Source organism: uncultured Veillonella sp. (genome assembly GCF_938010505.1).
In the GTDB taxonomy this organism is placed as follows: domain Bacteria; phylum Bacillota; class Negativicutes; order Veillonellales; family Veillonellaceae; genus Veillonella.
This window is the reverse complement of sequence record NZ_CALLVP010000101.1, coordinates 1-24,472: the sequence shown is the minus strand read 5'-3', so window position 1 is coordinate 24,472 and position 24,472 is coordinate 1. Positions and strand designations below refer to the sequence as shown.

The window sequence follows — 24,472 nt, the reverse complement described above, 5'->3', positions numbered from 1 at the left end:
ACCGTCCACAATTCTACTTCCGTACAACAGACGTAACAGGTGTTGTAAACCTTCCTGAAGGTGTAGAAATGTGTATGCCTGGCGATAACGTAACAATGGAAATCGAATTGATTACTCCAATCGCTATCGAAGAAGGTCTTCGCTTCGCGATCCGCGAAGGTGGCCATACAGTAGGCGCTGGCGTAGTAACAGAAATCGAAGGTTAATACAAGTTTATAGCTCAATGTATCGATACATTAGCTATATAATTGAATTTTAGATTCAATAAAAGGGACCCAATGGGTCCCTTTTATTTTGTATATATTGATGATTAAGAGTATAGAATTGAATCGCTAATATATTGAAACAATGATGATTTTGTAAGGTGATATATACGTTGTATTCAGGCTTCAAAGGATAATCATACTATTGATACAAATTGAGAAGAAATTTTAATATATTGTAACCTTAGATACAACTTTATTTATAAAATTAGTGTATATTATATATGAGGAGAGCATAGGCTCTCTTTTTGTGCTTTTATAGAAAAGGAGGTAATGTGATGGGTGAATACAAAAAGTATTGGATAGCCGTGGTAGCAGTTCTTGTTATTGGTTTTTCTATTCTTGGCTATCTGGGTACTGATGTGTATCATCAAGCGCCACCGGTACCGACTGCGTATGTATCTCAAGATGGACAGGTCTTGTTCACTAAAGAAGATATCTTACATGGTCAATCGGCTTGGCAATCTACAGGTGGTCAATCTGTAGGAACCGTGTTGGGGCATGGCGCATATCAAGCTCCGGACTGGACAGCTGATTGGTTGCACAAAGAAGTGTCCGTAATGCTTGATATCAAGTCGCAACAAGCTTTTGGTGTTCTTTATGAACAATTGGGTGCTGCACAGAAGGCAGCTGTTAAAGAAGCGGTTAAAGCGGAGTATTTCAACAGTGCTGTTCGTGAAGATGGAACTGTAGTGCTTTCGCCGGAACGTATTACAGCGATGAATATAGCAGGACAATATTTTATTGAGCTTTATGGTGATAATCCTAAGTTGTCCGAAACGCGCGAACATTTTGCTATGAAGGATAATACGTTGCCGGAACTAAAAGATCGTATTGATATGGCACGCTTCTTCTTCTGGACTACGTGGATGGCATCTACTCAGCGGCCTGGTACAGATGCTACATACACCAACAACTGGCCTCATGAGCCACTATTAGATCATAATCCGACACCGGAAAGCGTAGTTTGGTCTGTGGTGAGTGTTATTATTTTACTTTGTGGTATCGGTATTGTCGTATGGATGTGGGCGTTCGGTCGTAAAAGCGATGAACATGAATTGACACCGCCTACGGAAGATCCGATTTCCAAATTGAATCTCACACCGTCTCAACGGTCTTTGGGCAAATATTTATTTACAATTTTGGCATTATTTTTACTACAACTTGGTATGGGCGGTATCATTGCGCATTACACTGTAGAGGGGCAAGCTTTCTATGGCATTCCGTTGGCGCAATATTTCCCATATTCCATTGCTCGTACATGGCATATTCAAGCATCTTTGTTCTGGATTGCGATGGCATTCTTGAGTGCCGGTTTATTCTTGGCGCCGATTATTAATGGTGGTAAAGATCCTAAGTTCCAAAAATTGGGCGTGGATATTTTATTCTGGGCACTTGTCGTGTTAGTAGTGGGATCCTTTACGGGTACTTATTTAGGTATTGCGCATGAGATTCCGGCGTCCTTAAACTTCTACTTGGGTCACCAAGGGTATGAGTTTATCGAGTTGGGTCGCGTATGGCAATGGATCGAATATATCGGCATTCTATTTTGGCTTGTGCTTATGGTGCGCAGCATCATTGGTGCTTTCAAAAATAAAGGGGATAAAAACCTCATTGCTGCCTTTATTTTCTCCGTTGTGATGGTCGGTATTTTCTATGGACCGGGTCTTTTCTATGGGGAACATAGCCACTTGGCGATCATGGAATACTGGCGCTGGTGGGTTATTCACCTTTGGGTAGAAGGCTTCTTTGAAGTGTTCTCTACTACTTTGATGGCCTTTATTTTCGTAACTCTTGGTCTCGTATCCTATCGTGCAGGTACCGTAGCAGCGATTTCGTCCGGTGCTATTTACCTTATCGGCGGTATCCCTGGCACATTCCATCATCTTTATTTCACCGGTGTTACATCGACTATCGTGGCCACAGGGGCATCTTTCTCCGCATTGGAAGTAGTTCCTCTTGTACTCTTAGGTTATGAAGCGTTTGAAAATTATACACGCCTTCATAGTGCACCGTGGATGCATCGATTAAAATGGCCTGTATATTGCTTTATTGCGGTGTCCTTCTGGAACTTGGTAGGGGCCGGTATCTTCGGCTTCTTAATCAATATGCCGGTTTCCTTGTTCTACATTCAAGGTCTAAATACAACGGCTGTTCATGCTCATACGGCATTGTTCGGTGTATACGGGTTCTTGAGTTTAGGCTTTGTATTCCTCATCGCTCGTTATATTCGACCTGAGGTGGAACTCAACGACAAATTGATGAAATTCGGCTTCTGGGCATTGAACTGGGGCCTTGCGTTAATGGTTCTTATCAGCCTATTGCCGATTGGTTTGATTCAAAGTTGGGCAAGTGTTACACAAGGCTTATGGCTCGCTCGCAGCGAAGAGTTTATGCAACAACCATTGTTACAAAATCTACGTTGGCTTCGTATGGTAGGCGATACCATCATGATATTGGGGGCATTGGCCTTCTTCTGGCAGATCGTGAAAGTAACTTTCACAAAGAAATAGTAATAAACGAAGCAGTAATAGTAAATATGTAAATATAATATAATATTAAATACAATATAGACATATAAGCTAACATGACATGGCGTTCTTTGGGTAGACAAGGGGCGCCATTGTCTGTTATACTATCCATGTCAGGCATACGTGCCTGGCTTTTTTGAGTTGTTTAATTTCTTGACATCGCTTGCTACGTATGATATAGTTTTTTAGTATGTAGTCGAGCGTTTTCGAGTACAAGAGACAGATTAGTAAATATAAAGCGAGGTGTATCCGGATGCGTAATGCCATTACTTTAGCTTGCACAGATTGCAAACAACGCAACTATCAAACGAACAAGAATAAAAAGAACAATCCTGATCGTATTGAAATGATGAAATATTGCAAATTCTGCGGTAAACATACATTACACCGTGAAACAAAATAATTCTTATCATTCATTACCTGTTGATTTGAGGATGTGAAACAAAATGGCAAAGTCTAACTCAGCAGTGCAGCAGCGTGGTGGATTTGGAAAATTCTTCCGCGGTGTGAAAGCTGAACTAAAAAAAGTAGTCTGGCCAACAAAAAAAGAGCTTATCAACTACACAATAGTAGTATTCTTAGTGACCATATTCATCGCTTTGATTATTTCTGTGCTTGATGGACTCTTCGCCCAACTTTTTAATACGTTGTTGCACTTTGTTGGATAAGGGGGCCATTACATGGAAGCAGATAAGAAGTGGTATGTAATTCATACCTATTCAGGCTACGAAAATAAAGTAAAAACCACTCTTGAACTTAAAGTTCAATCTATGGGGCTACAAGATGTAATCAGCCGAATTTTGGTGCCTCTTGAAGACGAAATAGATGAAAAAGATGGGGTTAAAAAAGTAGTAAAACGTAAGATATTTCCTGGGTATGTATTGGTGGAAATGGAAGTTAACGACCGTTCTTGGTATGTTGTGCGCAACACGCCAGGTGTAACCGGCTTCGTTGGCTCTGCTACAAAACCAGTTCCACTTTCTGATTCCGAAGTAGAACATATACTTAAGTCTCAGGGCTTGGATAAGAAACCAACTATCAACGTTGATGTAGAAGTTGGTGAAACGGTTCGCATTACGTCCGGTGCCTTTGAAGATAAACTAGGTGTTATTACCGAACTTAACCCTGATAAAGGAACATTGAAACTTAGTGTGGAAATGTTCAACCGAGATACCGAGGTAGAGGTAGAGTTCTCTCAAGTTGAGAAAGCTCTTTAATATATAAATATAACTCTAAAAAGAGCAATCGCTTTTGGTTGCCAGTGGGAGGATGTATATCCGTTACCACCACAGTATAAGCATAGGAGGTTTAATTACCCATGGCTAAGAAATTAGTTAAACAAGTAAAACTACAAATTGAAGCCGCTAAAGCTACTCCAGCACCACCAGTTGGTCCTGCACTAGGTCAAGCAGGTGTTAACATCGTTGCTTTCACAAAAGAATTCAACGAACGTACTGCTAAACAAGCTGGCTTGATTATCCCAGTAGTTATTAACGTATATGAAGATCGTAGCTTCGACTTCATCACTAAGACTCCACCAGCTGCAGTATTGTTGAAAAAAGCTGCAGGTATTCCAAAAGGTTCTGGTGTACCTAACCGTGATAAAGTAGCAAAAGTCGGTCGCGATAAAGTTCGTGAAATTGCTGAATTGAAAATGCCTGACTTGAATGCTAATACCGTAGAACAAGGTATGCGCATGGTAGAAGGTACTGCTCGCAGCATGGGCATTGAAATCGTTGACTAATAAGCGTACGACTTGCGCATAAGGCGCAAATCGGTGGGAGGGAATTCCCGTTTGACCACATAAGGAGGATATTATAATGGCAAAAGTAGGTAAGAAATACGCTGAAGCAGTAAAACTTATTGAAGCTGGTAAATTCTACGAACCAGTAGAAGCAATTGAGTTGGTTAAGAAAACTGCAACTGCAAATTTCGATGAAACAGTTGAAATCGCTTTCAACTTGAATGTCGACCCTAAATACGCTGATCAACAAGTTCGTGGTGCAGTAGTATTGCCTCATGGTACTGGCAAAACTAAACGCGTTCTTGTATTTGCAAAAGGCGACAATATTAAAGCAGCTGAAGAAGCTGGCGCAGATTTCGTAGGTTCTGAAGAGTTAGTATCTAAAATCCAAGGTGGCTGGAGCGACTTCGACGTAGTAGTTGCTACACCAGACATGATGGGTCAAGTTGGTCGTCTTGGTAAAATTTTGGGTCCTAAAGGCTTGATGCCAAACCCTAAAGTTGGTACAGTAACTCCAGACGTTGCTCGTGCAGTAAACGAAATCAAAGCTGGTAAAATCGAATATCGTACTGATAAAGCAGGTATTATCTCTTGCTCCATCGGTAAAGCGTCTTTCGATGATGAAAAATTACTTGACAACTACCGTACAATCGTTGATACTATTATCAAGGCTAAACCTGTAGCAGCTAAAGGTCAATACATTAAATCTGTAACCTTGTCCGCTACAATGGGCCCTGGTGTGCCTTTGAACGTGTTCAAATTGAGCAACGTAACAAAAGAGCAATAATCACATATGTCTCTTAGCTGTAGACGGCTGGTATGTATAATGGATGAAAATCCGCCCGCTGAGGCTGACACTAGAATAACCTAGGACTAGTTACGACCTCATCGCGTGCGATGGGGTCGTTTTTTACGCTAAGATAGTACATAGAGCACCAAAAAATCTATAAGGAGGTAATCTAATGGCTGTCACTGAATCAAAAAAAGCAATCGTTGCTCAAATGAAAGAAACTCTTTCTGAAGCAAAAGGTGCTGTATTGATTGGTTACTCTGGTTTAACTGTTGCGCAAGCAACTGATCTTCGTCGCAAAATGTTGGCTGAAGGTGTTGAATACAAAGTAATCAAAAATACTTTGACTCGTATCGCTGCAAACGAATTGAATCTTGAAGGTTTCGCTGAGCATTTAGAGGGTCCAACTGCGTTGGCTACTTCTAAAGAAGATGCTGTTGCACCTGCTCGTGTAATCGAACAATTCATCAAAGCTACTGACAAAGAAGTTGTAACAGTTAAAGCTGGTATCGTTGAAGGCGAAGTTATGGACGCTGCAGGCGTTAAAGCAATTGCATCTCTTCCAAACCGCGAAGGTATGCTTTCCATGTTGCTTTCCGTATTGCAAGCTCCTGTTCGCAATGTTGCATACGCTGTCAAAGCTGTTGCAGAAGCAAAACCTGCAGAATAATAAGTACTGCAAATTATTCGTCGGCCGCATAAGGCTGGCACTATAAACTAATTTATGGAGGATACTCAAAATGGCATTGAACATTGAAAACATCGTTGCTGAATTAAAAGAAGCAACTATTCTTGAACTTAATGATCTTGTAAAAGCAATCGAAGAAGAATTTGGCGTAACTGCAGCAGCTCCTGTAGCTGTAGCAGCTGCTGGTGGTGCTGAAGGCGGCGCTGCTAAAGATTCCTTCGACGTAATCTTGAAAGATGCTGGCGCATCCAAAATCAACGTAATCAAAGTTGTTCGTGAAGCAACTGGTCTTGGCTTGAAAGAAGCTAAAGCTATCGTTGACGGCGCTCCTGCACCTGTAAAAGAAGGTGTTGCTGCTGAAGCTGCTGAAGCTTTGAAAGCTCAATTAGAAGAAGCTGGCGCATCCGTAGAATTGAAATAATTTTATACATATTAAAGGCGTACCCTATGGGTACGCCTTTTTTATTGGACTTTATAAATCGATGCGAGTTTTGTTTTGTTGACTAATTTTGCCTTTGGATAAGGTAATGCATTAGAAAAATCCTTGTCATATTTTTTAGGAACGATGACATAGGCGCCTCGATTATTTGTTATATCTTTAAAAAATGTTTCTTTGGTTATTGTTGGCATTAATGTTTTGCCTTCGGTCCACCGTGGATCATCAGTTGTATCTACAAAAACTTGAGTAGGAGTCGTGTCCATATAATATACAATAGAGGTGTAGTAAGCTCCGTATATATATATTGGTTTTGATGTATCTTCAATGAACGTTCTGAACTGTAAACCAGATTGATTAAATAATATTGGTGGTACTGTAATTGTAATCGCTGAGTATAAAGTAATTAGTGGAACTAAAGCATATATTGCTAGTTTAAAAAATGATGTTATATAGTATCGGCCAATTAAAATCATACATACTATAATAAAGGAACCTACGATTAACGGTTTACTATCAAGACTTTTATCAAAGGCTGTAGCAAATGTAAAAATCATGTAGTAAATGCCTAGTGGTAGAGTAACTAAATAATTAAACTTTTTGAATGATTGAGTAAATTCACCAGTCTCTTTATCGGTGATTAACTCACAAATTTTTACAGCACTCCATATTATACAAGGGATAACGGCAGGTAATGTGTAGGTTAGATACTTTGTAGCTACTAGAGAGTAGAAGAAAACGATAACTATAAACCATATAATGCCTAATACATCAAAATCATTTTTCCAGCTAATATCTTTTAAATGATAGACTATTACAGGTGTCCATGGTAATAGTGAAAGGGGTACAATTAATAGATAGTAATACCATACATTAAATTTAGGATGTTCAGATACAAGGGCTCGATCTACATTGTGTAGACCTAAGAAGCCAGAAACAAATTGTTCACCATGAATGGAATGCATAGCAATATACCAAGGGCTAGCTATCACTATAAAAGCTAATAGTCCTAAGGGATTAAATAGTAGTTTAATATCCGTTGATAGCTGATAGTTTTCGTCTTTTCTGTGGACCAAATAGCGCGCGCATACATAAATCAGTAATATCAGGCCGGGTAAGATAATGCCTATAGGTCCTTTTGTAATCACGGCTAAAGCAGCAGCAATGTAAGCTTTCACCATAGCTGACTTGTCATTATTGGTAAAAGCTAAATAACTATATCCAAATATAGCTAAGGTGAAGAGGAATAGAAATCCATCGGTTATAACTGCATGAGATATATACCAAAACTGTAGTGTACTCATTAATAGAATGGCACAGAGTACACCGGCAAAGGTGCTTTTAGATATGCGGTAAGTTATATGACACATGAGTGCTACGCTAGCTCCGGCAACGAGAGTATTAGGTATGCGGGATGTAAAGTCAGATATGCCAAATAGTTTGTACGTAATCATAAGTGCCCAATAAGTGAGCGGCGGTTTGTCGTACCATACTTGGTCGTATATCATGGGGGATATCCATGAGTTGTGTTTTAACATGGTTATGGCGGAAAGAACATAATTGGACTCCACCGGATCTGTTATCGGTAAATAGGCATTATAAAAACCGTAGCTCAGGACGGTTAATAGAAATAGCGCGCTTATACGCAATGTGTGATTGTTAATCATAGTGACTCCTTAGTTAGATAGTTTATACTATTGTACTATAAGGCTAGTCATAAAGAAAACTAAGGACTATAGCAGAAATTCATAGTTAATAAAAGATATATTGTATAGAATATTGTTTATCGGGAATACATGAAATGACTTTTATGTATACAAAATACATGCTATAATGAGCCCATAAGATAAAACCGTTTCATTAAACTATCATTTAATATATGAAATAGTGGAAAGAGGATCTATTATGAGAAAAGAACATGATTTCCTAGGTGAATTAGAAGTACCAGATGAGTTATATTATGGTGTACAAACGATTCGCGCATTAGAAAACTTCCATATTACAGGAAAACATTTAGACCAAGATTTCATTAAAGCGTTAGCGATGGTTAAAAAAGCATCTGCTTTGGCAAACATGAGAACTGGTCGTCTCAATGTATCTATTGGTAAAGCTATTGTTCAAGCCGCTGATGAAGTTATTGCCGGCGAATTTGCTGATCAGTTCCCAGTTGACCCAATTCAAGGTGGTGCAGGTACTTCTGTAAACATGAATATGAACGAAGTATTGGCTAATCGTGCTTGTGAAATTTTAGGTCATCCAAAAGGTAGCTACGATATCGTAAGCCCTAACAACCACTGTAACATGGCGCAATCTACAAATGATGCGTTCCCTACAGCTATTAAAGTATGTGCTATCATTAAATCGAAACCTTTACTTGAAGCCTTGCAACGTCTCGTTGATGAGCTGGAGAAGAAGGCTGAAGAATATAGCGAAATCTTGAAAATGGGCCGTACTCACTTACAAGATGCGGTGCCAATTACATTGGGTCAAGAAATGGGTGCTTATGCATCTGGTATCCGTCGTGGTATCAAACGCATCAAATCTGCTGTTGAAGGTGCACATGTAATCAACATGGGTGCCACTGCAGTTGGTACTGGTCTTAACGCTGAACCTAGCTACATTCATGATGTAGCATATGAACTTAGCGAAGTTGTAGGCGAACCGTTCTACACAGCTGAAAACTTGATTGACGCTACAAATAATACAGACGTATTTGCAGATATTTCTAGCGGTTTGAAAGTAACGGCCCTTGTATTGATTAAGATGGCAAATGACTTTCGTTTGATGGCATCTGGCCCTCGTTGCGGCATTGGAGAATTGAAATTACCTGCACGTCAACCTGGTTCTTCCATCATGCCTGGTAAAGTAAATCCTGTTATCGCCGAAGTATTGAACCAAGTATGTTATCAAGTTATCGGTAATGATACTACTATCACATTAGCTGTAGAAAATGGTCAATTCGAATTGAACGTAATGGAACCTGTATTGGCGTATAACTTGTTCAATAACCTTTGCTACCTTAAAAATGGTGTAAATACATTTGTAGATAAATTGCTCGTTGATCTTGAAGTAGACCGTGAACAATGCGAATACTGGTTGAACCGCTCCGTTGGTATCGTAACAGCATTGTTGCCTCATCTTGGTTATGAAACAGCTTCTGCATTGGCGAAAGAAGCGTATGAAACTGGTCGAGCTATTCGTGATATCATCTTGGATCAAGGCTTATTGACTGAGGATGAAATCAATCATATTCTTTCTCCTAAAGAAATGACTCGCCCTGGTATTGCTGGTGCGAAACTTTTAAAACAAAAAGGTAACTAATTTTATAGTTCTTTTTTTGATACATGAATAGAGCATGAAAATGAAAGGCTGTCAACCCTTTTGGTTGACAGTCTTTTTTATTACTGATAAAATTATATATTGCAAAAGTAGCGTTTTCTGCTTTTGGATGTAAAAACTATAACTTGAATAGTGATGAGGTTTTCTTCCAAGGTTGTGCTTGGTTAATGGGAAGCAAGGTTATTTTAAAAATGAAATGGACCTTGCTTTATTTGACGTTGCCCGAGCAGGAAAACTGAGACCTGTAAGATGTCTTTTTCATGCCGTTATAGAAAATGGTAGACCAGTGTGTTTGATAGGGGTGAAAGCAAATATGTTCAAACCTGAACAGGTAGGCAAACGAACTCGTTATACATATGCAAAAATTAACGAAGTTATCAAGATGCCGCATTTATTGGACATTCAACGTAAATCGTATGAGTGGTTCTTGGAGAGTGGTTTACAAAATATTTTCAACGATATTTCTCCGATTAAAGACAATTCAGGTAATCTAGTACTTTCTTTTGAGGGTTTCAGCTTAGGTGAACCTAAGTATGATATTAATGAATGTAAAAACCGTGATGCTACGTACGCAGCACCACTTCGTGTAAATATTCGCTTGGTGAATAATGATCCAGAAAACATGGACATTAAAGAACAAGAAGTATTCATGGGCGATTTCCCATTGATGACTGATACAGGTACTTTCATCATCAATGGTGCAGAACGTGTTATCGTATCCCAATTGGTACGTTCTCCAGGTGTTTACTACAATAAAGAAATCGATACAATGGGTAACCGTTTGTATGATTCCACAGTTATCCCTAATCGTGGTGCATGGATTGAGCTTGAAACAGATGCGAGTGAAATTGTTGCCGTTCGTATTGACCGCAACCGTAAATTACCAGCTACTGTATTGGTACGTGCATTAGGTTGGGATACTAATGAAAGCATTCTAGACCTCTTCTGGAATGGTAAAACTGATGAAGATGGCTTACCAGTATATGATGAACGCATCGTTCGCACATTAGAAAAAGATACAACTCAATCTGCTGATGAAGCATTAGTTGAAATCTATAAAAAATTACGTCCAGGCGAGCCTCCTACAGTAGAATCCGCTCGTAACTTGTTCGACAACTTGTTCTTCGATGCACGCCGCTATGACTTGGCGCGCGTTGGTCGTTACAAATTGAATAAAAAACTCGGTTGGCGTCAACGTATGTTAGGTCAAACATTGGCTCAACCTATCGTAGATCCTGAGACTGGCGAAGTAATCCTCGATGCAGGCGTACAAGTGGGGGAAGAACAACTTGATATCGTAGCAAATAGTCATGTATTCGATGGTGAAGGCTTTGCTGAATTCTACATCGTAAATAATGATGGTGTAGAGTCCAAAGTTATCTGTAATAATTGCAACTTGCCATTCGATCATCGCACAGTAACTCGTGAAGACATGATCGCTAATATCTCTTACTTGCTCAATCTTATGGATGGTGCAGGCCATACAGATGATATTGACCACTTGGGTAACCGTCGTCTTCGTTGCGTAGGTGAATTGTTGCAAAACCAATTCCGTATTGGTTTGACTCGTATGGAACGCGTTGTTCGTGAACGTATGACAATTCAAGAAATCGAATCTATCACGCCTCAAGCCTTGATTAACATTCGACCAGTAGTGGCTGCAATCAAAGAGTTCTTTGGTTCTTCCCAGTTGTCCCAGTTCATGGACCAAACAAACCCATTAGCAGAATTGACTCATAAACGTCGTCTATCTGCCCTTGGTCCTGGCGGTTTATCTCGTGAGCGTGCAGGCTTCGAAGTTCGTGACGTGCATCACTCTCACTATGGCCGTATGTGTCCTATCGAGACTCCAGAGGGTCCAAACATCGGTTTGATCAACTCCTTGTCCAACTATGCAAAAGTAAATGAATTTGGTTTTATTGAAGCGCCATACCGTAAAGTAGAAAAAGTGTATGGTAAAGGCAAGGATGCTGATAAAGTTGTTAAAGTACGCGTATCTGACAGCGTAGTATACATGACAGCTGATGAAGAAGAAGGCATGACAATTGCCCAAGCGAACTCTCCACTTGATGCAGAGGGCTACTTCACAACTGAACACGTAGCTTGTCGTCGTGGTCATGACGTATTAGAAGTCACACCTGATAAGGTTGACTATATGGACGTAAGTCCAAAAGAAGTTGTATCCATTGGTACAGCTATGATTCCATTCCTTGAAAATGACGATGCTAACCGTGCCTTGATGGGGGCGAACATGCAACGTCAAGCGGTACCACTCTTGCGCGCTCAAGCACCACTTGTTGGTACTGGTATGGAATATACAGCAGCTACTGACTCCGGCGTTTGCGTATTAGCACGTGAAGCTGGTAAAGTTGTACGTTGCTGGGGTAATGAAATCCACGTTCTTCGCGATAGCGATGGTTGCGTTGATACATACCATTTGAATAAATTTATTCGTTCTAACCAATCCACATGCTTTAACCAAAAACCAATCGTTAATCGTGGTGACCATGTTGTAAAAGGCCAAGTATTGGCTGATGGTCCTGCTACTGATGGCGGTGAATTGGCATTGGGTTATAACGTTCTTGTAGCGTTCATGCCTTGGGAAGGTTATAACTACGAGGATGCTATTTTGCTTAGTGAAGAACTTTGCAAAGAAGATATCTATACATCCATTCATATTGAAGAATACGAATGTGATGCGCGCGACACTAAATTAGGCGCTGAAGAAATCACTCGTGAATTGCCTAATACTGGTGACGACACACTTAAAAACTTGGATGAAGAAGGTATTATCTGCATTGGTGCAGAAGTACATCCTGGCGATATCCTTGTAGGTAAAGCTACGCCAAAAGGTGAAACTGAACTTACTCCAGAGGAACGTTTGTTGCGCGCTATTTTTGGCGACAAAGAACGCGAAGTTCGCGATACCTCCTTGCGTGTACCTCATGGCGAATCCGGTAAAGTTGTAGACGTAAAAGTCTTTACCCGTGAAAACGGCGACGAATTACAACCAGGCGTAAATAAACTTGTTCGCGTATATATCGCTCAAAAACGTAAGATTCATGAAGGCGATAAAATGGCGGGCCGTCATGGTAACAAAGGTGTCGTTTCTCGCGTTATGAGAAAAGAAGATATGCCATTCCTTCCAGATGGTACTCCAGTACAAATCGTATTGAATCCATTGGGCGTACCTTCTCGTATGAATATCGGGCAGGTTCTTGAAACTCACTTGGGTTGGGCTGTTCAAGGCTTAGGTATGAAAATCAAAGCTATAGACCTTCACATTCAAAATGTGTTGAAAGAAGCTCGTACTGATGCATCTTACTGGGAACAAATCGATGCAATCCGCGACCTTTATGCTCAAATCGAAGCATTGGAAGCGAAAGTTGCAGAAGATGTAACCGTAAATCATTTCGAAGAAAATGAACAAATCATTACTTTGAAAACTAAAATCTTAAAACATGTAGAAAAAGCGGCGCAAAAGAAATTGGACGCTATGGGTGGCGAAGCTCGTTACCAAGAACTTAAAGCTATTGAAGCTAAATACAATGCACTTCATGTAGAGTTCTTTGATTCTGAAGAGGATGCTCCTGAAATGGATCCTGTTCTTGTAGAGGAATTAGAGGCGATTAATAAAGTTAAAAATACTCTTAACAATATTCACTCTGCTGAAGAAAAACGCGTTGAAATCCGCAAAGAGTTGGAAGGCCTTGGCTACGACTTTGACAAATATGGCATGCCAACACCAGATGTAGCGGGTATTCATATCGCTACACCTGTATTTGACGGTGCGCACGAAAAAGACGTATTCGAAACATTAGAAATCGCTGGTCGTCCTGAAAATGGTAAAACTGTACTATACGATGGTCGTACTGGTGAACCTATGGATAACCACGTAACTGTTGGTTACGTTTACATGCTTAAACTCCATCACTTGGTTGACGACAAAATCCATGCTCGTTCTACAGGTCCGTACTCCCTTGTTACACAACAACCTTTGGGCGGTAAAGCTCAGTTCGGTGGCCAACGTTTCGGGGAAATGGAAGTTTGGGCTCTAGAAGCATATGGCGCAGCCTATACCCTTCAAGAGCTATTAACTGTTAAGTCTGACGACGTTGTTGGTCGTGTGAAAGCATACGAAAAAATCGTTAAAGGCGAAAACATCCCTGAACCAGGTGTACCTGAGTCCTTCAAGGTATTGCTTAAAGAACTTCAAAGTATCGGTCTTGATGTAAAAATCTTGAATGAAGATCAAGAAGAAGTTGTTATGAAAGAACTTGAGGACGAAGATGAGGTGGTAGAAACTGGTATTGAAGAAGTTATGGAAGGCAGTGCTGTAGAAACTGATGAAGTAACTGTAGTAGAACCAGAAGTAGAGGAAGAGGAAGAAGAACCAGCTGATAACGGCGGTGAAGACGATATCCTTAGCCAATTGGCGTACCCAATGGGCGACTCCTCTAACGATGAAGACTAAAACTATCTATAAGGAAGGGAGCGATAGTAGTGCTAGACGTAAATGAATTCGATTCCATGCGAATCGGTTTAGCCTCTCCAGAGCAGATCTTATCTTGGTCTCATGGGGAAGTTAAGAAACCTGAAACTATTAACTACCGTACGTTGAAGCCAGAACGTGATGGTCTATTCTGCGAACGCATTTTTGGACCTACAAAAGACTGGGAATGTCACTGCGGCAAATATAAACGCATTCGCCATAAAGGCGTAGTCTGCGACAAATGTGGTGTAGAGGTTACCCGTGCTAAAGTACGTCGTGAACGTATGGGCCATATTGAATTGGCGACTCCAGTATCTCACATTTGGTACTTCAAAGGTATCCCATCCCGCATGGGCCTTATCCTTGATGTATCTCCACGTTCTTTGGAACGCGTATTATACTTTGCTTCCTATATCGTAGTAGATCCAGCTGGTACGCCATTGACAAAACGTCAATTGTTGTCCGAGCAAGAATACCGCGAATATGAAGCTCAATTCAACGAAGACGGTTACACTATCGGGGGTAAATCCGTCGTAATCGAAACAGTAGCACAACGTAATGAGCGTTTGGCTATTGTTCATGAAGCACAACGCAAAGAGCGCTACAATGCGGCTCTTCGCGATGATGCAACAATCCCAGAAGCGGATAAAGAATACGAAGAATTAACTCGTGAAGAGCGCTATGAATTAGGCGCTGCTGAAGAGGTTCTCTTTGCATGCATCGACATGGGTGCTGAGGCTGTAAAAGCTCTTTTAGCAGAACTTGATCTTGAAGCATTGAATGCTGAATTGCGCGAAGAGTTGAACACTGCTAGTGGTCAACGTAAAATCCGTGCAGTTCGTCGTTTGGAAGTAGTAGAAGCATTCCGTCAATCTGGGAACCGTCCAGAATGGATGATTATGGACATTGTTCCTGTAATCCCACCTGAATTGCGCCCAATGGTTCAATTAGATGGTGGCCGTTTTGCTACATCTGACCTCAATGATTTGTACCGTCGTGTTATCAACCGTAACAACCGTTTGAAACGTTTGTTAGACTTAGGTGCTCCTGATATCATCGTGCGCAATGAAAAACGCATGCTTCAAGAAGCTGTTGATGCGTTGATTGATAATGGTCGTCGCGGTCGTCCTGTAACAGGTCCTGGTAACCGTCCGTTGAAATCCTTGTCCGATATGCTTAAAGGTAAACAAGGTCGTTTCCGTCAAAACTTGCTCGGTAAACGTGTTGACTACTCCGGTCGTTCCGTAATCGTAGTAGGTCCTGAACTTAAAATGCACCAATGTGGTTTGCCAAAAGAGATGGCATTGGAATTGTTCAAACCATTCGTTATGAAACGTTTGGTAGAACGCGGTCAAGCATCCAACATCAAGGCTGCTAAACGCCAAGTTGAAAGAATCGGCCCTGGCGTGTGGGAATCCTTGGAAGAGGTAATCAAAGAACATCCAGTTCTCTTGAACCGTGCCCCTACATTGCATAGACTTGGTATCCAAGCCTTCGAACCAATCCTTTGGGAAGGCCGTGCTATCAAATTGCATCCATTAGTATGTACAGCGTTTAATGCTGACTTTGACGGTGACCAAATGGCGTGTCACTTACCATTGTCCGTAGAAGCACAAGCAGAAGCTCGTACATTGATGCTTTCAAGCCACAATATCTTGTCCACTAAAGACGGTAAACCAGTAGCGGTACCATCTCAGGATATGATCTTGGGTACATACTACTTGACTGTAGTACGTGAAAATACAAAAGAAAATGCTAAAACATTTGCTACATACGATGAAGTAATGCTTGCTTATGAAGCTCAAATCATCGGCTTACAAGATGTTCTTTATATCCGTATGCCTGACTATGGTCGCGTTGAAACGACTGCAGGTCGCCTAATCTTCAATAACGCATTGTTCCCAGAGTTGTGGCAATATGAACAAAAAGAAGATGGCACTTACACATTGGGTAAGGTTATGGATAAGAAAACAGTTGGTAAATTGGTTGATCAATGTTTCCAATTGTTTGGCAATGAAAAAACTGCAGAGCTTTTGGACCGCATCAAGTCCTTGGGTTACTCCTTCGCACGTCGCGCAGGCATGACTGTAGCCATTGCTGATATTAAAGTACCAGAAGTTAAAACTAGTTTGTTAGATACAGCGGAACAAGAGGTAGAAAAAGTATCTCGTATGTACCGTCGTGGTCTTATTACAGAAGAAGAACGTTACCGTAAAACTATCCAATTATGGACAAAAGCAACCGAAGATGTTACTGATGCGATGATGGATAATATGGCGTGTGACAAAGATGGTTTCAACCCTATTTACATGATGGCTATCTCTGGTGCCCGTGGTAATAAACAACAGATTCGTCAGCTTGCTGGTATGCGTGGTTTGATGGCCGATCCATCTGGTCGTATCATCGACTTACCAATCAAAGCAAACTTTAAAGAAGGTTTGACTGTATTGGATTACTTTACATCCTCTCATGGTGCTCGTAAAGGTTTGGCCGATACAGCTCTTCGTACAGCTGACTCCGGTTACTTGACTCGTCGTCTTGTTGACGTATCTCAAGACGTAATTGTTCGTGAGGACGATTGTGACGTTGTAGGTATTGATCTCGTTCGTGAACGTGCTCGTTTAGCTACATCTCCACGTCAAGCATTAGAATTGCTTAAAGATAAACTCATTGGTCGCGTTCTAGATAAAGATGTAGTGAACGCTGAAACAGGGGAACTTGTTGTACCTGCTGAAACTATCTTAGACGAACAATGCTTGGCTGATATCGCAGAAGCCGGTGTTACATCTATTGCATTGCGTGGTGCACACTTGGGTTCTGATAGCGATATTAACCATACTAACTTGGTTCAAAAAATTATTCTTGGTGAAAGCGACGATAGCATCCGTGCAACATTGAAGGAAACTATGGTTCAAAACATGTTGAACAAGGATACTGTACAAGCAATCGTTGATAGCGAAGGTGTAGAAATCTTCCCAGCTGATACACGCCTCACCGAAGAAGGCATCGAAGCGATTCTTAACTCCGATGTAAAAGAAGTACAAGTACGCAACAATGAAATCCACGGTATTGAAGTGGAAGCTATCGTTGAAGGTACTGGTGTTATCGAGCCATTAAAAGACCGTATCGTAGGTCGTATTGCAGCTGAAGAATTAGTTAACAAGGAAACTGGCGAAGTGATCGTTCCTCTTAACGGTGAAATCACAGAGGCGTTAGCTGATGAAGTTGTTAAACACTATGAAACAGTAAAAATTCGTTCCGTATTGACTTGCCGCAGCCCATATGGTGTATGTCGCAAGTGTTATGGTCGCGATCTAGGAACTGGCAACCAAGTTCAAGTTGGTGAAGCGGTAGGTATTATTGCGGCACAATCCATCGGTGAACCTGGTACTCAGTTAACAATGCGTACGTTCCATACTGGTGGTGTCGCAGGTGACGATATTACACAAGGTTTGCCACGTGTCGAAGAATTGTTCGAAGCTCGTAAACCAAAACGTAATGCTATCATCGCAGAAAACGAAGGTACAGTTCGCGTTGTACCTAACGAAGGTAAAAAAGGTACTAATACTATCTTCATTACTGGTGAAGACGGTATTGAACTCGATTACCTCATCCCTTATGGTTCTCGCATTATCGTTAAAGACGGTGATGTGGTATCCTTGGGCGCTCGTTTGACAGAGGGTTCTATCAATCCTCATGACATCATGCGTGTAATGGGTACTGAAGCAACTCAACGTTATCTCGTATACGAAGTTCAAAAAGTATACAAATCCCAAGGTGTAGAAATTAACGATAAACATATCGAAGTTATTGTTCGTCAAATGCTTCACAAAGTTAAAATTGAAACAGCTGGCGATGCGGATATGCTTCCAGGGGATATGGTTGACGTTAATACCTTTGACGAAGAAAACCGTCGTCTTACCCTTAATGGTCGTGAAAATGCTACAGGCAAACGCACGTTATTGGGTATTACGAAAGCCGCTTTGGCAACGGATTCCTTCTTGTCCGCTGCGTCCTTCCAAGAAACGACACGTGTTCTTACCGACGCTGCTATCAAGGGTAAAATCGATCCGTTGTTGGGCTTAAAAGAAAACGTAATCATCGGTAAGTTGATTCCTGCTGGTACAGGCATGAGTCGTTACCGCAAGATTGAAGTTGTAAAAAATACACCTGAAATCATTGATATTACGGAAGAGGTTATGTCTGAAGACTAATTGCTTTGGATTGGCCACTAAGCTATATAAACTATATAGACTTGTTGCATAGTTGATACTATGCGATATCATAAAAGGGTGCACCTTGTGGTGCACCCTTTTTGTTATAACCTATATTAATTTGTGAGCTATATGATTATGAGGTATGAAAACTACTCGGCCGCTTCCTCCGCGTCATGAGCCATGATGTCATAACCGATGTCATCCGATAAGGTTAAATATCTTTCATATTGTCGAATGATATCGGTAATGATATCCTCTCGTGTCATATACTGCGCATCATATCCTGCACGACCGTCGCTGAAGTATGTCATAGGAATTGAATTTGTACTTTCAGTAATGTGAGGAATGTTAGGATCGTCAATGAGATGGCCTGATACCTCTTGTGTAACGAGCTTGATGCCGTAGGTAAAGTTACGCATTGATTCTTTTTCTATAGTCAATTCTACGGAGGCATCGTTACCGTTTAAATTTTTTTCAATTCGCGTAGTCAATCCGTATTCTTCTGTTAATTCTTTGTTAAGCTGATACATTGCGGGCAGTACGGTCGTTTTCATAAATGAAATAACATCTTCCGACTGCGTTTGATTGAGTATCTTAGCAAGTCCTTGTTTCCAGTTCTTGCTGTCCCAATAGATGGATGTGGTTGAAAGTTTCGTATTAAAGTATTGATTATCTGTCAATAATCCCTGCCATAAGCTATAGCACATGATAACCATCAAGGCTGCAAATGGTAAGGCGAGAATAAGTGTTACTGTTTGTAGCACGTTGAGTCCGCCAATGCTCAGCAAGCTGATTGCAATAAAAGCCATTACAGCGCCCCACATTGGACATTGCCATTTTGGTGATGGTGTGGATTTATCGTAGGCCGCAATGTTATTTAATACATAGATACCTGAATCGGCGGATGTGATAAAAAATAGTGCCAATACGATAATAGATAAAAGACTAGTCAAACCGGACAATGGTAAATATTCGAGGAATGCGAAGAGTAGTTGTTCCCGCTTATCTGTTAATGCACCGAGTGCTCCCTGCGCCACGGTGTCATCAATGTAAAGAGCCGTATTACCAAAGATAGTAAACCATATGATGGTAAATACAGTAGGGATTATAAGTACTCCAAAAATAAATTCTCGAATCGTTCGACCTCTTGAGATTTGTGCTATGAACATGCCAACAAATGGAGCCCATGATAACCACCATGCCCAAAATAGTATGGTCCAACTGAAGAACCACTGGCGATCTTCTGGAGTGTAGATGGACGTATAAAAACTTTGGGACAAAAGACGTGATAAATAGTAGCCAAAGTTTTCCACCATGCTATTCAGTAAGAACAAAGTGGGACCTGTACACAGGACAAAGAGCATTAAAACTAATGCAACGGATATATTGATTTCGCTGAGTAATTTAACGCCTTTATCAATACCTGTGACGGCAGAGAAAACGGCAATAGATATAATGACAATGATAATGACCGTTTGTACGAAAAAGTCATTAGCGGAAACAATGTCAATATATAGGAAGCCTGCGCCTAATTGGGCGGCGCCGAATCCCAATGTGGTTACGATACCCAATATAGTTACGCAAAGTGCGATGATGTCGATGATATGACCTCGTGGGCCGTTGATTTTATCTTTCCATAGCGGATAAAAACATGATCGGAGTGCTAGCGGCAGTTTATAACGAAAGCCGAAATAAGCTAATGCTAAAGCTACGATGCCGTATCCAGTCCAAGAACTGATACCCCAGTGAAAGATAGATCGGAATAAAGCTTCCTTGGCACTTGGTGCACCGTCAACCAAGGCTATAGATGAGTGATAATGTGACAGTGGTTCCGCAGTACCGAAGAACATAAGACCTACACCAGTACCTGCGGCAAACAACATGGCAAGCCAAGCTGTATAAGAAAACTCAGCTTCTTCGTCATCACTGCCAAGTTTGATATCACCCAGTGAACTGAGCGCAAGAAATATGCTGAAGATAAGGAAGAGGCTTATAGCTAAAATATAAAACCAGCTAAAATCCCTGAATATGATATCTCGAACTTCCATAAGAATGGTTTGAGCTATTTGAGGTATTAGAAGAGCGCATAAGCTCAGACCTAAAATGATAGACAAGCTACCTATGATTACAGGGGGATTAAAGTTTGAATAACGTTTAATGAGTTGAATCATATGATCTCCTTTCTGTAATAATATATTTACTCAAATATCTGTTCTGTAATATTTTATTACTACAAATATCTGTTCTATATAAATTTATACTATACTAAAATGGTGTTTATATTAATTTTGCATAATTGGTAAAATAAAAAATAATAGTAAATGCATAGAATGAGTTTTTATACGCGAAAATATAGATATATGAATAAAAATTCGTTCTTCATTTATAATTTAGAATAATATGAAACACACGGATAAGTGTACATATAAAATGCAGGTGTAGAGCGGTATAAGACAAGGAAAATCGTTTGACATGGTCTTGCGTAATTGATATACTTACATAGTGCTCTAGGCGAGGTATGCCTATGTAGCATAGTTTCGTAAGGAGAATTAGTACAATGGACATTGCCCATCTGAAGTCGATGAACAAAACAATCGGTGCCAAGCAAACGTTGAAACAAATTGCTAAAGGTGCTGTGCAGTATGTGTTCTTGGGTTGTGATAGTGATGAACATGTGGTACAACCCTTGCGAATAGCTTGTGAAGAACAGGGGATACCTGTTAATGACGAGCACAGTATGGAGGAACTCGGCCGTGCGTGTCGCATTAAGGTGCGAGCTACGGCGGTAGGTGTCCTGCGTTAATCTCGGTAATATCCGATGTAACACTTTGTTATGACGGATCAATTATAAATCTCAAATTTGGAAAGGAGGTGCCCAAATGCCAACAATTAATCAGCTAGTACGCAAAGGTCGCATGAGCTTGACTAAAAAGTCTGATGCTCCAGCACTTCAAGAATCTCCACAAAAACGTGGTGTATGTACTCGTGTGTACACAGCTACTCCAAAGAAACCAAACTCCGCGCTTCGTAAAGTTGCCCGTGTACGTTTGACAAACGCTATTGAAGTAACTGCTTACATCCCAGGCATTGGTCACAATTTACAAGAACACAGTGTTGTACTTATCAGAGGCGGTCGTGTAAAAGACCTTCCAGGTGTGCGTTATCACATCGTTCGTGGTGCATTGGATACAGCTGGCGTACAAAACCGTATGCAAAGTCGTTCCAAATACGGCGCGAAAAAAGCTAAAAAATAATTTTAGCCATTAAACGAAATTAACACACATCATTATAAAGGAGGAATTGAACATGCCAAGAAAAGGCCCTGTTCCGAAACGTGATGTACTTCCAGATCCGGTGTACAACAGCAAATTAGTAACACGTTTCATTAACAAAGTTATGTACGATGGCAAAAAAGGCATTGCTGAAACTATCGTATATGATGCATTCGAAATTATTCGTTCCAAAATGGGTCAAGACCCAATGGAAGTTTTTGATCAAGCATTGAAAAATGTTATGCCTGTACTTGAAGTACGCGCTCGCCGTATCGGTGGTGCGAACTACCAAGTTCCAGTTGAAGTTCGTGCTGATCGCCGTCAAACCCTCGGTATTCGTTGGGTTGTAAACTATGCTCGTCTTCGTGGTGAACGCACTATGAAAGAACGCTTAGCAGGCGAATTGATGGACGCTTTCAACAATGCAGGCGCTGCAATTAAGAAAAAAGAAGATACTCATAAAATGGCAGAAGCTAATAAAGCATTTGCTCATTATCGTTGGTAATAAGAGGTGACAACTGTGGCAAGAGAGTTTTCCTTAGCAAAAACTCGTAATATCGGTATCATGGCCCACATCGATGCTGGTAAAACAACAACTACAGAACGTATCCTCTACTATACAGGTATCGTTCACAAAATCGGCGAAGTACATGAAGGCGCTGCTACGATGGACTGGATGGAGCAAGAACAAGAACGTGGTATTACAATCACTTCTGCTGCGACAACTTGTCAATGGAAAGAACATCGTATCAACATCATCGATACTCCTGGTCACGTTGACTTTACTGTAGAAGTAGAACGTTCTTTGCGCGTACTTGACGGTTCCGTTGCGGTATTCAGTGCTAAAGGTGGCGTTGAACCTCAATCCGAAACTGTATGGCGTCAAGCATCCAACTACGGTGTACCTCGTATCGCTTATGTAAATAAGATGGATACTGTAGGTGCTGACTTCTTCAACGTAGTTGATATGATGAAAGATCGTCTTGGTGCAAATTCCGTAGCGATTCAAGTTCCAATCGGTTCTGAAGATACTTTCAAAGGTATCATCGACTTGATGACTATGAAAGCGGAAATTTACTTATCCGATGACGGTAAAGAATTTGAAATCACTGATATCCCTGCTGAATATCAAGAAGTAGCAGAAGCTCGTCGCGAAATGATGATCGATGCTATCGCTGAAACAGATGACGATATCATGATGAAATACTTGGAAGGCGAAGAAATTTCTGAAGAAGAATTGAAAGCAGCATTGCGTAAAGCAGTTATTGCAAACCAATTGTTCCCAGTTCTTTGTGGTTCTTCCTACAAAAACAAAGGTGTACAAATGTTGTTGGACGCTGTAATCGATTACATGCCAGCTCCAATCGACATCCCAGCTATTAAGGGCGTTGTTCCTGGTTCTGAAGAAGAAACAACTCGTCCTTCTTCCGATGAAGAGCCATTCTCCGCATTGGCATTCAAAATCATGGCTGACCCTTATGTTGGTAAATTAGCGTTCTTCCGTGTGTACTCCGGTACATTGGAATCCGGTTCTTACGTTTTTAACTCCACTAAAGGCAAAAAAGAACGTATCGGCCGTATTCTTCAAATGCACGCTAACTCCCGTAAAGAAATCGAACGCGTATACTCTGGTGACATCGCTGCGGCGGTTGGCTTGAAGGATACTACTACAGGCGACACATTGTGTGATGAAAAATCCCCTGTAATCCTTGAGTCCATGGAATTCCCTGAACCAGTTATCTCCGTTGCTGTTGAACCTAAAACAAAAGCTGACCAAGAAAAAATGGGTACAGCTCTTGCTCGTTTGGCAGAAGAAGATCCTACTTTCAAAGTTCGTACTGATGAAGAAACAGGTCAAACTATTATCTCCGGTATGGGCGAACTTCACTTGGATATCATTGTTGACCGTATGAACCGTGAGTTCAAAGTAGATTGTAACGTAGGTAAACCTCAAGTAGCATACCGCGAAACTATCCGTAAAGCTGTTAAAGCTGAAGGTAAATTCGTACGTCAATCTGGTGGTCGTGGTCAATATGGTCACTGCTGGTTGGAATTGATTCCACAAGAACCAGGTGCTGGCTTCGAATTTGAAAACAAGGTCGTAGGTGGTGCGATTCCTCGCGAATACATCGGCCCTGTTGAAAACGGTGTTAAAGAAGCTATGGAATCCGGTGTTATCGCTGGTTATCCAATGGTTGATGTTAAAGTTATCGTATTTGACGGCTCCTACCATGACGTTGACTCCAACGAAATGGCCTTCAAAATCGCTGGTTCCATGGGCTTTAAAGAAGGTGCTCGCAAAGCAGACCCTGCATTGCTTGAACCATATATGTCCGTAGAAGTAGACGTTCCTGAAGAATATATGGGCGACGTTATCGGTGACTTGAACTCCCGTCGTGGTCGCATGGACGGCATGGAAGCTCGTAATGGCAACCAACATATTAAAGCATATGTTCCATTGAGTGAAATGTTCGGTTACGCAACAGACCTTCGTTCCAAAACTCAAGGTCGCGGTAACTACTCCATGACATTCGATCATTACGAAGAAGTTCCTAAGAAAATTGCTGAAGAAATTCAAGCAAAGAAAAACGGTTAATCTTAGATTAGATTAATAGAATTACTATTTTCCTCGGAGGATAATTTAAAATGGCAAAAGAAAAATTTGAACGTACGAAACCGCATGTTAACATCGGTACAATC

General features: G+C 40.9%; 17 protein-coding genes and 1 pseudogene. 16 read left to right on the top strand and 2 right to left on the bottom strand.

Annotation, left to right across the window (positions count from 1 at the left end):
- The 9 genes and pseudogenes from tuf to rplL all read left to right on the top strand — a co-directional run.
- Positions 1–206, top strand: a pseudogene (gene tuf / locus Q0507_RS06240) (elongation factor Tu); the annotation flags it as partial.
- A 335-nt stretch (positions 207–541) separates the two neighbouring features.
- Complete coding sequence (locus tag Q0507_RS06235) at positions 542–2,776, top strand: nitric-oxide reductase large subunit (RefSeq protein ID WP_298713951.1); 2,235 nt, start codon at positions 542–544, stop codon at positions 2,774–2,776.
- Positions 2,777–3,047: 271 nt separating this feature from the next.
- Positions 3,048–3,197, top strand: a complete 150-nt coding sequence (gene rpmG, locus Q0507_RS06230; RefSeq protein WP_004693530.1) for a 50S ribosomal protein L33 — start codon at positions 3,048–3,050, stop codon at positions 3,195–3,197.
- 43 nt (positions 3,198–3,240) lie between these two features.
- Entirely contained in the window at positions 3,241–3,462 is a 222-nt protein-coding gene (gene secE, locus Q0507_RS06225) for a preprotein translocase subunit SecE (RefSeq protein WP_004693531.1), read from the top strand.
- A gap of 12 nt (positions 3,463–3,474) precedes the next feature.
- Entirely contained in the window at positions 3,475–4,011 is a 537-nt protein-coding gene (nusG, locus tag Q0507_RS06220) for a transcription termination/antitermination protein NusG (protein ID WP_278468587.1), read from the top strand.
- Between the two features lie 101 nt (positions 4,012–4,112).
- Positions 4,113–4,538 carry a 50S ribosomal protein L11 gene (gene rplK, locus Q0507_RS06215; protein ID WP_004693535.1) on the top strand — a complete coding sequence of 142 codons (426 nt, stop codon included), beginning with the start codon at positions 4,113–4,115 and terminating at the stop codon, positions 4,536–4,538.
- 76 nt (positions 4,539–4,614) lie between these two features.
- Positions 4,615–5,325 carry a 50S ribosomal protein L1 gene (gene rplA, locus Q0507_RS06210; RefSeq protein WP_298713946.1) on the top strand — a complete coding sequence of 237 codons (711 nt, stop codon included), beginning with the start codon at positions 4,615–4,617 and terminating at the stop codon, positions 5,323–5,325.
- A 175-nt stretch (positions 5,326–5,500) separates the two neighbouring features.
- Positions 5,501–5,998, top strand: coding sequence for a 50S ribosomal protein L10 (gene rplJ, locus Q0507_RS06205; RefSeq protein WP_298713943.1), 498 nt, complete (start codon positions 5,501–5,503; stop codon positions 5,996–5,998).
- Between the two features lie 70 nt (positions 5,999–6,068).
- Entirely contained in the window at positions 6,069–6,437 is a 369-nt protein-coding gene (gene rplL, locus Q0507_RS06200) for a 50S ribosomal protein L7/L12 (protein WP_004693540.1), read from the top strand.
- Between the two features lie 41 nt (positions 6,438–6,478).
- Here the strand turns inward: rplL and Q0507_RS06195 are convergent, their stop codons facing one another.
- A complete protein-coding gene (locus Q0507_RS06195) occupies positions 6,479–8,119 on the bottom strand; it encodes a glycosyltransferase family 39 protein (protein WP_298713940.1) in 1,641 nt (546 codons plus the stop codon).
- A gap of 238 nt (positions 8,120–8,357) precedes the next feature.
- On the opposite strand from Q0507_RS06195, the gene Q0507_RS06190 reads away from it, so the two are divergent.
- The 3 genes from Q0507_RS06190 (at position 8,358) to rpoC (ending at position 18,497) form a co-directional block, all read left to right on the top strand.
- Positions 8,358–9,773, top strand: a complete 1,416-nt coding sequence (locus Q0507_RS06190) for an aspartate ammonia-lyase (protein WP_298713938.1) — start codon at positions 8,358–8,360, stop codon at positions 9,771–9,773.
- Positions 9,774–10,104: 331 nt separating this feature from the next.
- Positions 10,105–14,265, top strand: a complete 4,161-nt coding sequence (gene rpoB / locus Q0507_RS06185) for a DNA-directed RNA polymerase subunit beta (RefSeq protein ID WP_298713936.1) — start codon at positions 10,105–10,107, stop codon at positions 14,263–14,265.
- Between the two features lie 29 nt (positions 14,266–14,294).
- On the top strand, positions 14,295–18,497 hold the full coding sequence (rpoC, locus tag Q0507_RS06180) for a DNA-directed RNA polymerase subunit beta' (protein ID WP_298713934.1): 4,203 nt from the start codon (positions 14,295–14,297) through the stop codon (positions 18,495–18,497).
- Between the two features lie 152 nt (positions 18,498–18,649).
- Here the strand turns inward: rpoC and Q0507_RS06175 are convergent, their stop codons facing one another.
- Complete coding sequence (locus tag Q0507_RS06175; RefSeq protein ID WP_298713932.1) at positions 18,650–20,671, bottom strand: BCCT family transporter; 2,022 nt, start codon at positions 20,669–20,671, stop codon at positions 18,650–18,652.
- Between the two features lie 386 nt (positions 20,672–21,057).
- Between Q0507_RS06175 and Q0507_RS06170 the strand changes: the two genes are divergently transcribed.
- The 4 genes from Q0507_RS06170 (at position 21,058) to fusA (ending at position 24,368) form a co-directional block, all read left to right on the top strand.
- A complete protein-coding gene (locus Q0507_RS06170) occupies positions 21,058–21,303 on the top strand; it encodes a ribosomal L7Ae/L30e/S12e/Gadd45 family protein (RefSeq protein WP_298713930.1) in 246 nt (81 codons plus the stop codon).
- Positions 21,304–21,379: 76 nt separating this feature from the next.
- Entirely contained in the window at positions 21,380–21,754 is a 375-nt protein-coding gene (gene rpsL, locus Q0507_RS06165; protein WP_298713927.1) for a 30S ribosomal protein S12, read from the top strand.
- A 52-nt stretch (positions 21,755–21,806) separates the two neighbouring features.
- The gene (gene rpsG, locus Q0507_RS06160; protein ID WP_004693556.1) at positions 21,807–22,277 is read left to right on the top strand and encodes a 30S ribosomal protein S7; all 471 of its coding nucleotides are present in this window, start codon (positions 21,807–21,809) and stop codon (positions 22,275–22,277) included.
- Positions 22,278–22,292: 15 nt separating this feature from the next.
- Positions 22,293–24,368, top strand: coding sequence for an elongation factor G (gene fusA / locus Q0507_RS06155; protein WP_298713924.1), 2,076 nt, complete (start codon positions 22,293–22,295; stop codon positions 24,366–24,368).
- The last annotated feature ends 104 nt before the right edge of the window (positions 24,369–24,472 follow it).

Excerpts from the sequence above, each read along its gene's own strand:
- Q0507_RS06235 (WP_298713951.1), top strand. The coding sequence starts at position 542 with ATGGGTGAATACAAAAAGTATTGGATAGCCGTGGTAGCAGTTCTTGTT.
- rpmG (WP_004693530.1), top strand. The coding sequence starts at position 3,048 with ATGCGTAATGCCATTACTTTAGCTTGCACAGATTGCAAACAACGCAAC.
- secE (WP_004693531.1), top strand. The coding sequence starts at position 3,241 with ATGGCAAAGTCTAACTCAGCAGTGCAGCAGCGTGGTGGATTTGGAAAA.
- nusG (WP_278468587.1), top strand. The coding sequence starts at position 3,475 with ATGGAAGCAGATAAGAAGTGGTATGTAATTCATACCTATTCAGGCTAC.
- rplK (WP_004693535.1), top strand. The coding sequence starts at position 4,113 with ATGGCTAAGAAATTAGTTAAACAAGTAAAACTACAAATTGAAGCCGCT.
- rplA (WP_298713946.1), top strand. The coding sequence starts at position 4,615 with ATGGCAAAAGTAGGTAAGAAATACGCTGAAGCAGTAAAACTTATTGAA.
- rplJ (WP_298713943.1), top strand. The coding sequence starts at position 5,501 with ATGGCTGTCACTGAATCAAAAAAAGCAATCGTTGCTCAAATGAAAGAA.
- rplL (WP_004693540.1), top strand. The coding sequence starts at position 6,069 with ATGGCATTGAACATTGAAAACATCGTTGCTGAATTAAAAGAAGCAACT.
- Q0507_RS06195 (WP_298713940.1), bottom strand. The coding sequence starts at position 8,119 with ATGATTAACAATCACACATTGCGTATAAGCGCGCTATTTCTATTAACC.
- Q0507_RS06190 (WP_298713938.1), top strand. The coding sequence starts at position 8,358 with ATGAGAAAAGAACATGATTTCCTAGGTGAATTAGAAGTACCAGATGAG.
- rpoB (WP_298713936.1), top strand. The coding sequence starts at position 10,105 with ATGTTCAAACCTGAACAGGTAGGCAAACGAACTCGTTATACATATGCA.
- Q0507_RS06175 (WP_298713932.1), bottom strand. The coding sequence starts at position 20,671 with ATGATTCAACTCATTAAACGTTATTCAAACTTTAATCCCCCTGTAATC.
- Q0507_RS06170 (WP_298713930.1), top strand. The coding sequence starts at position 21,058 with ATGGACATTGCCCATCTGAAGTCGATGAACAAAACAATCGGTGCCAAG.
- rpsL (WP_298713927.1), top strand. The coding sequence starts at position 21,380 with ATGCCAACAATTAATCAGCTAGTACGCAAAGGTCGCATGAGCTTGACT.
- rpsG (WP_004693556.1), top strand. The coding sequence starts at position 21,807 with ATGCCAAGAAAAGGCCCTGTTCCGAAACGTGATGTACTTCCAGATCCG.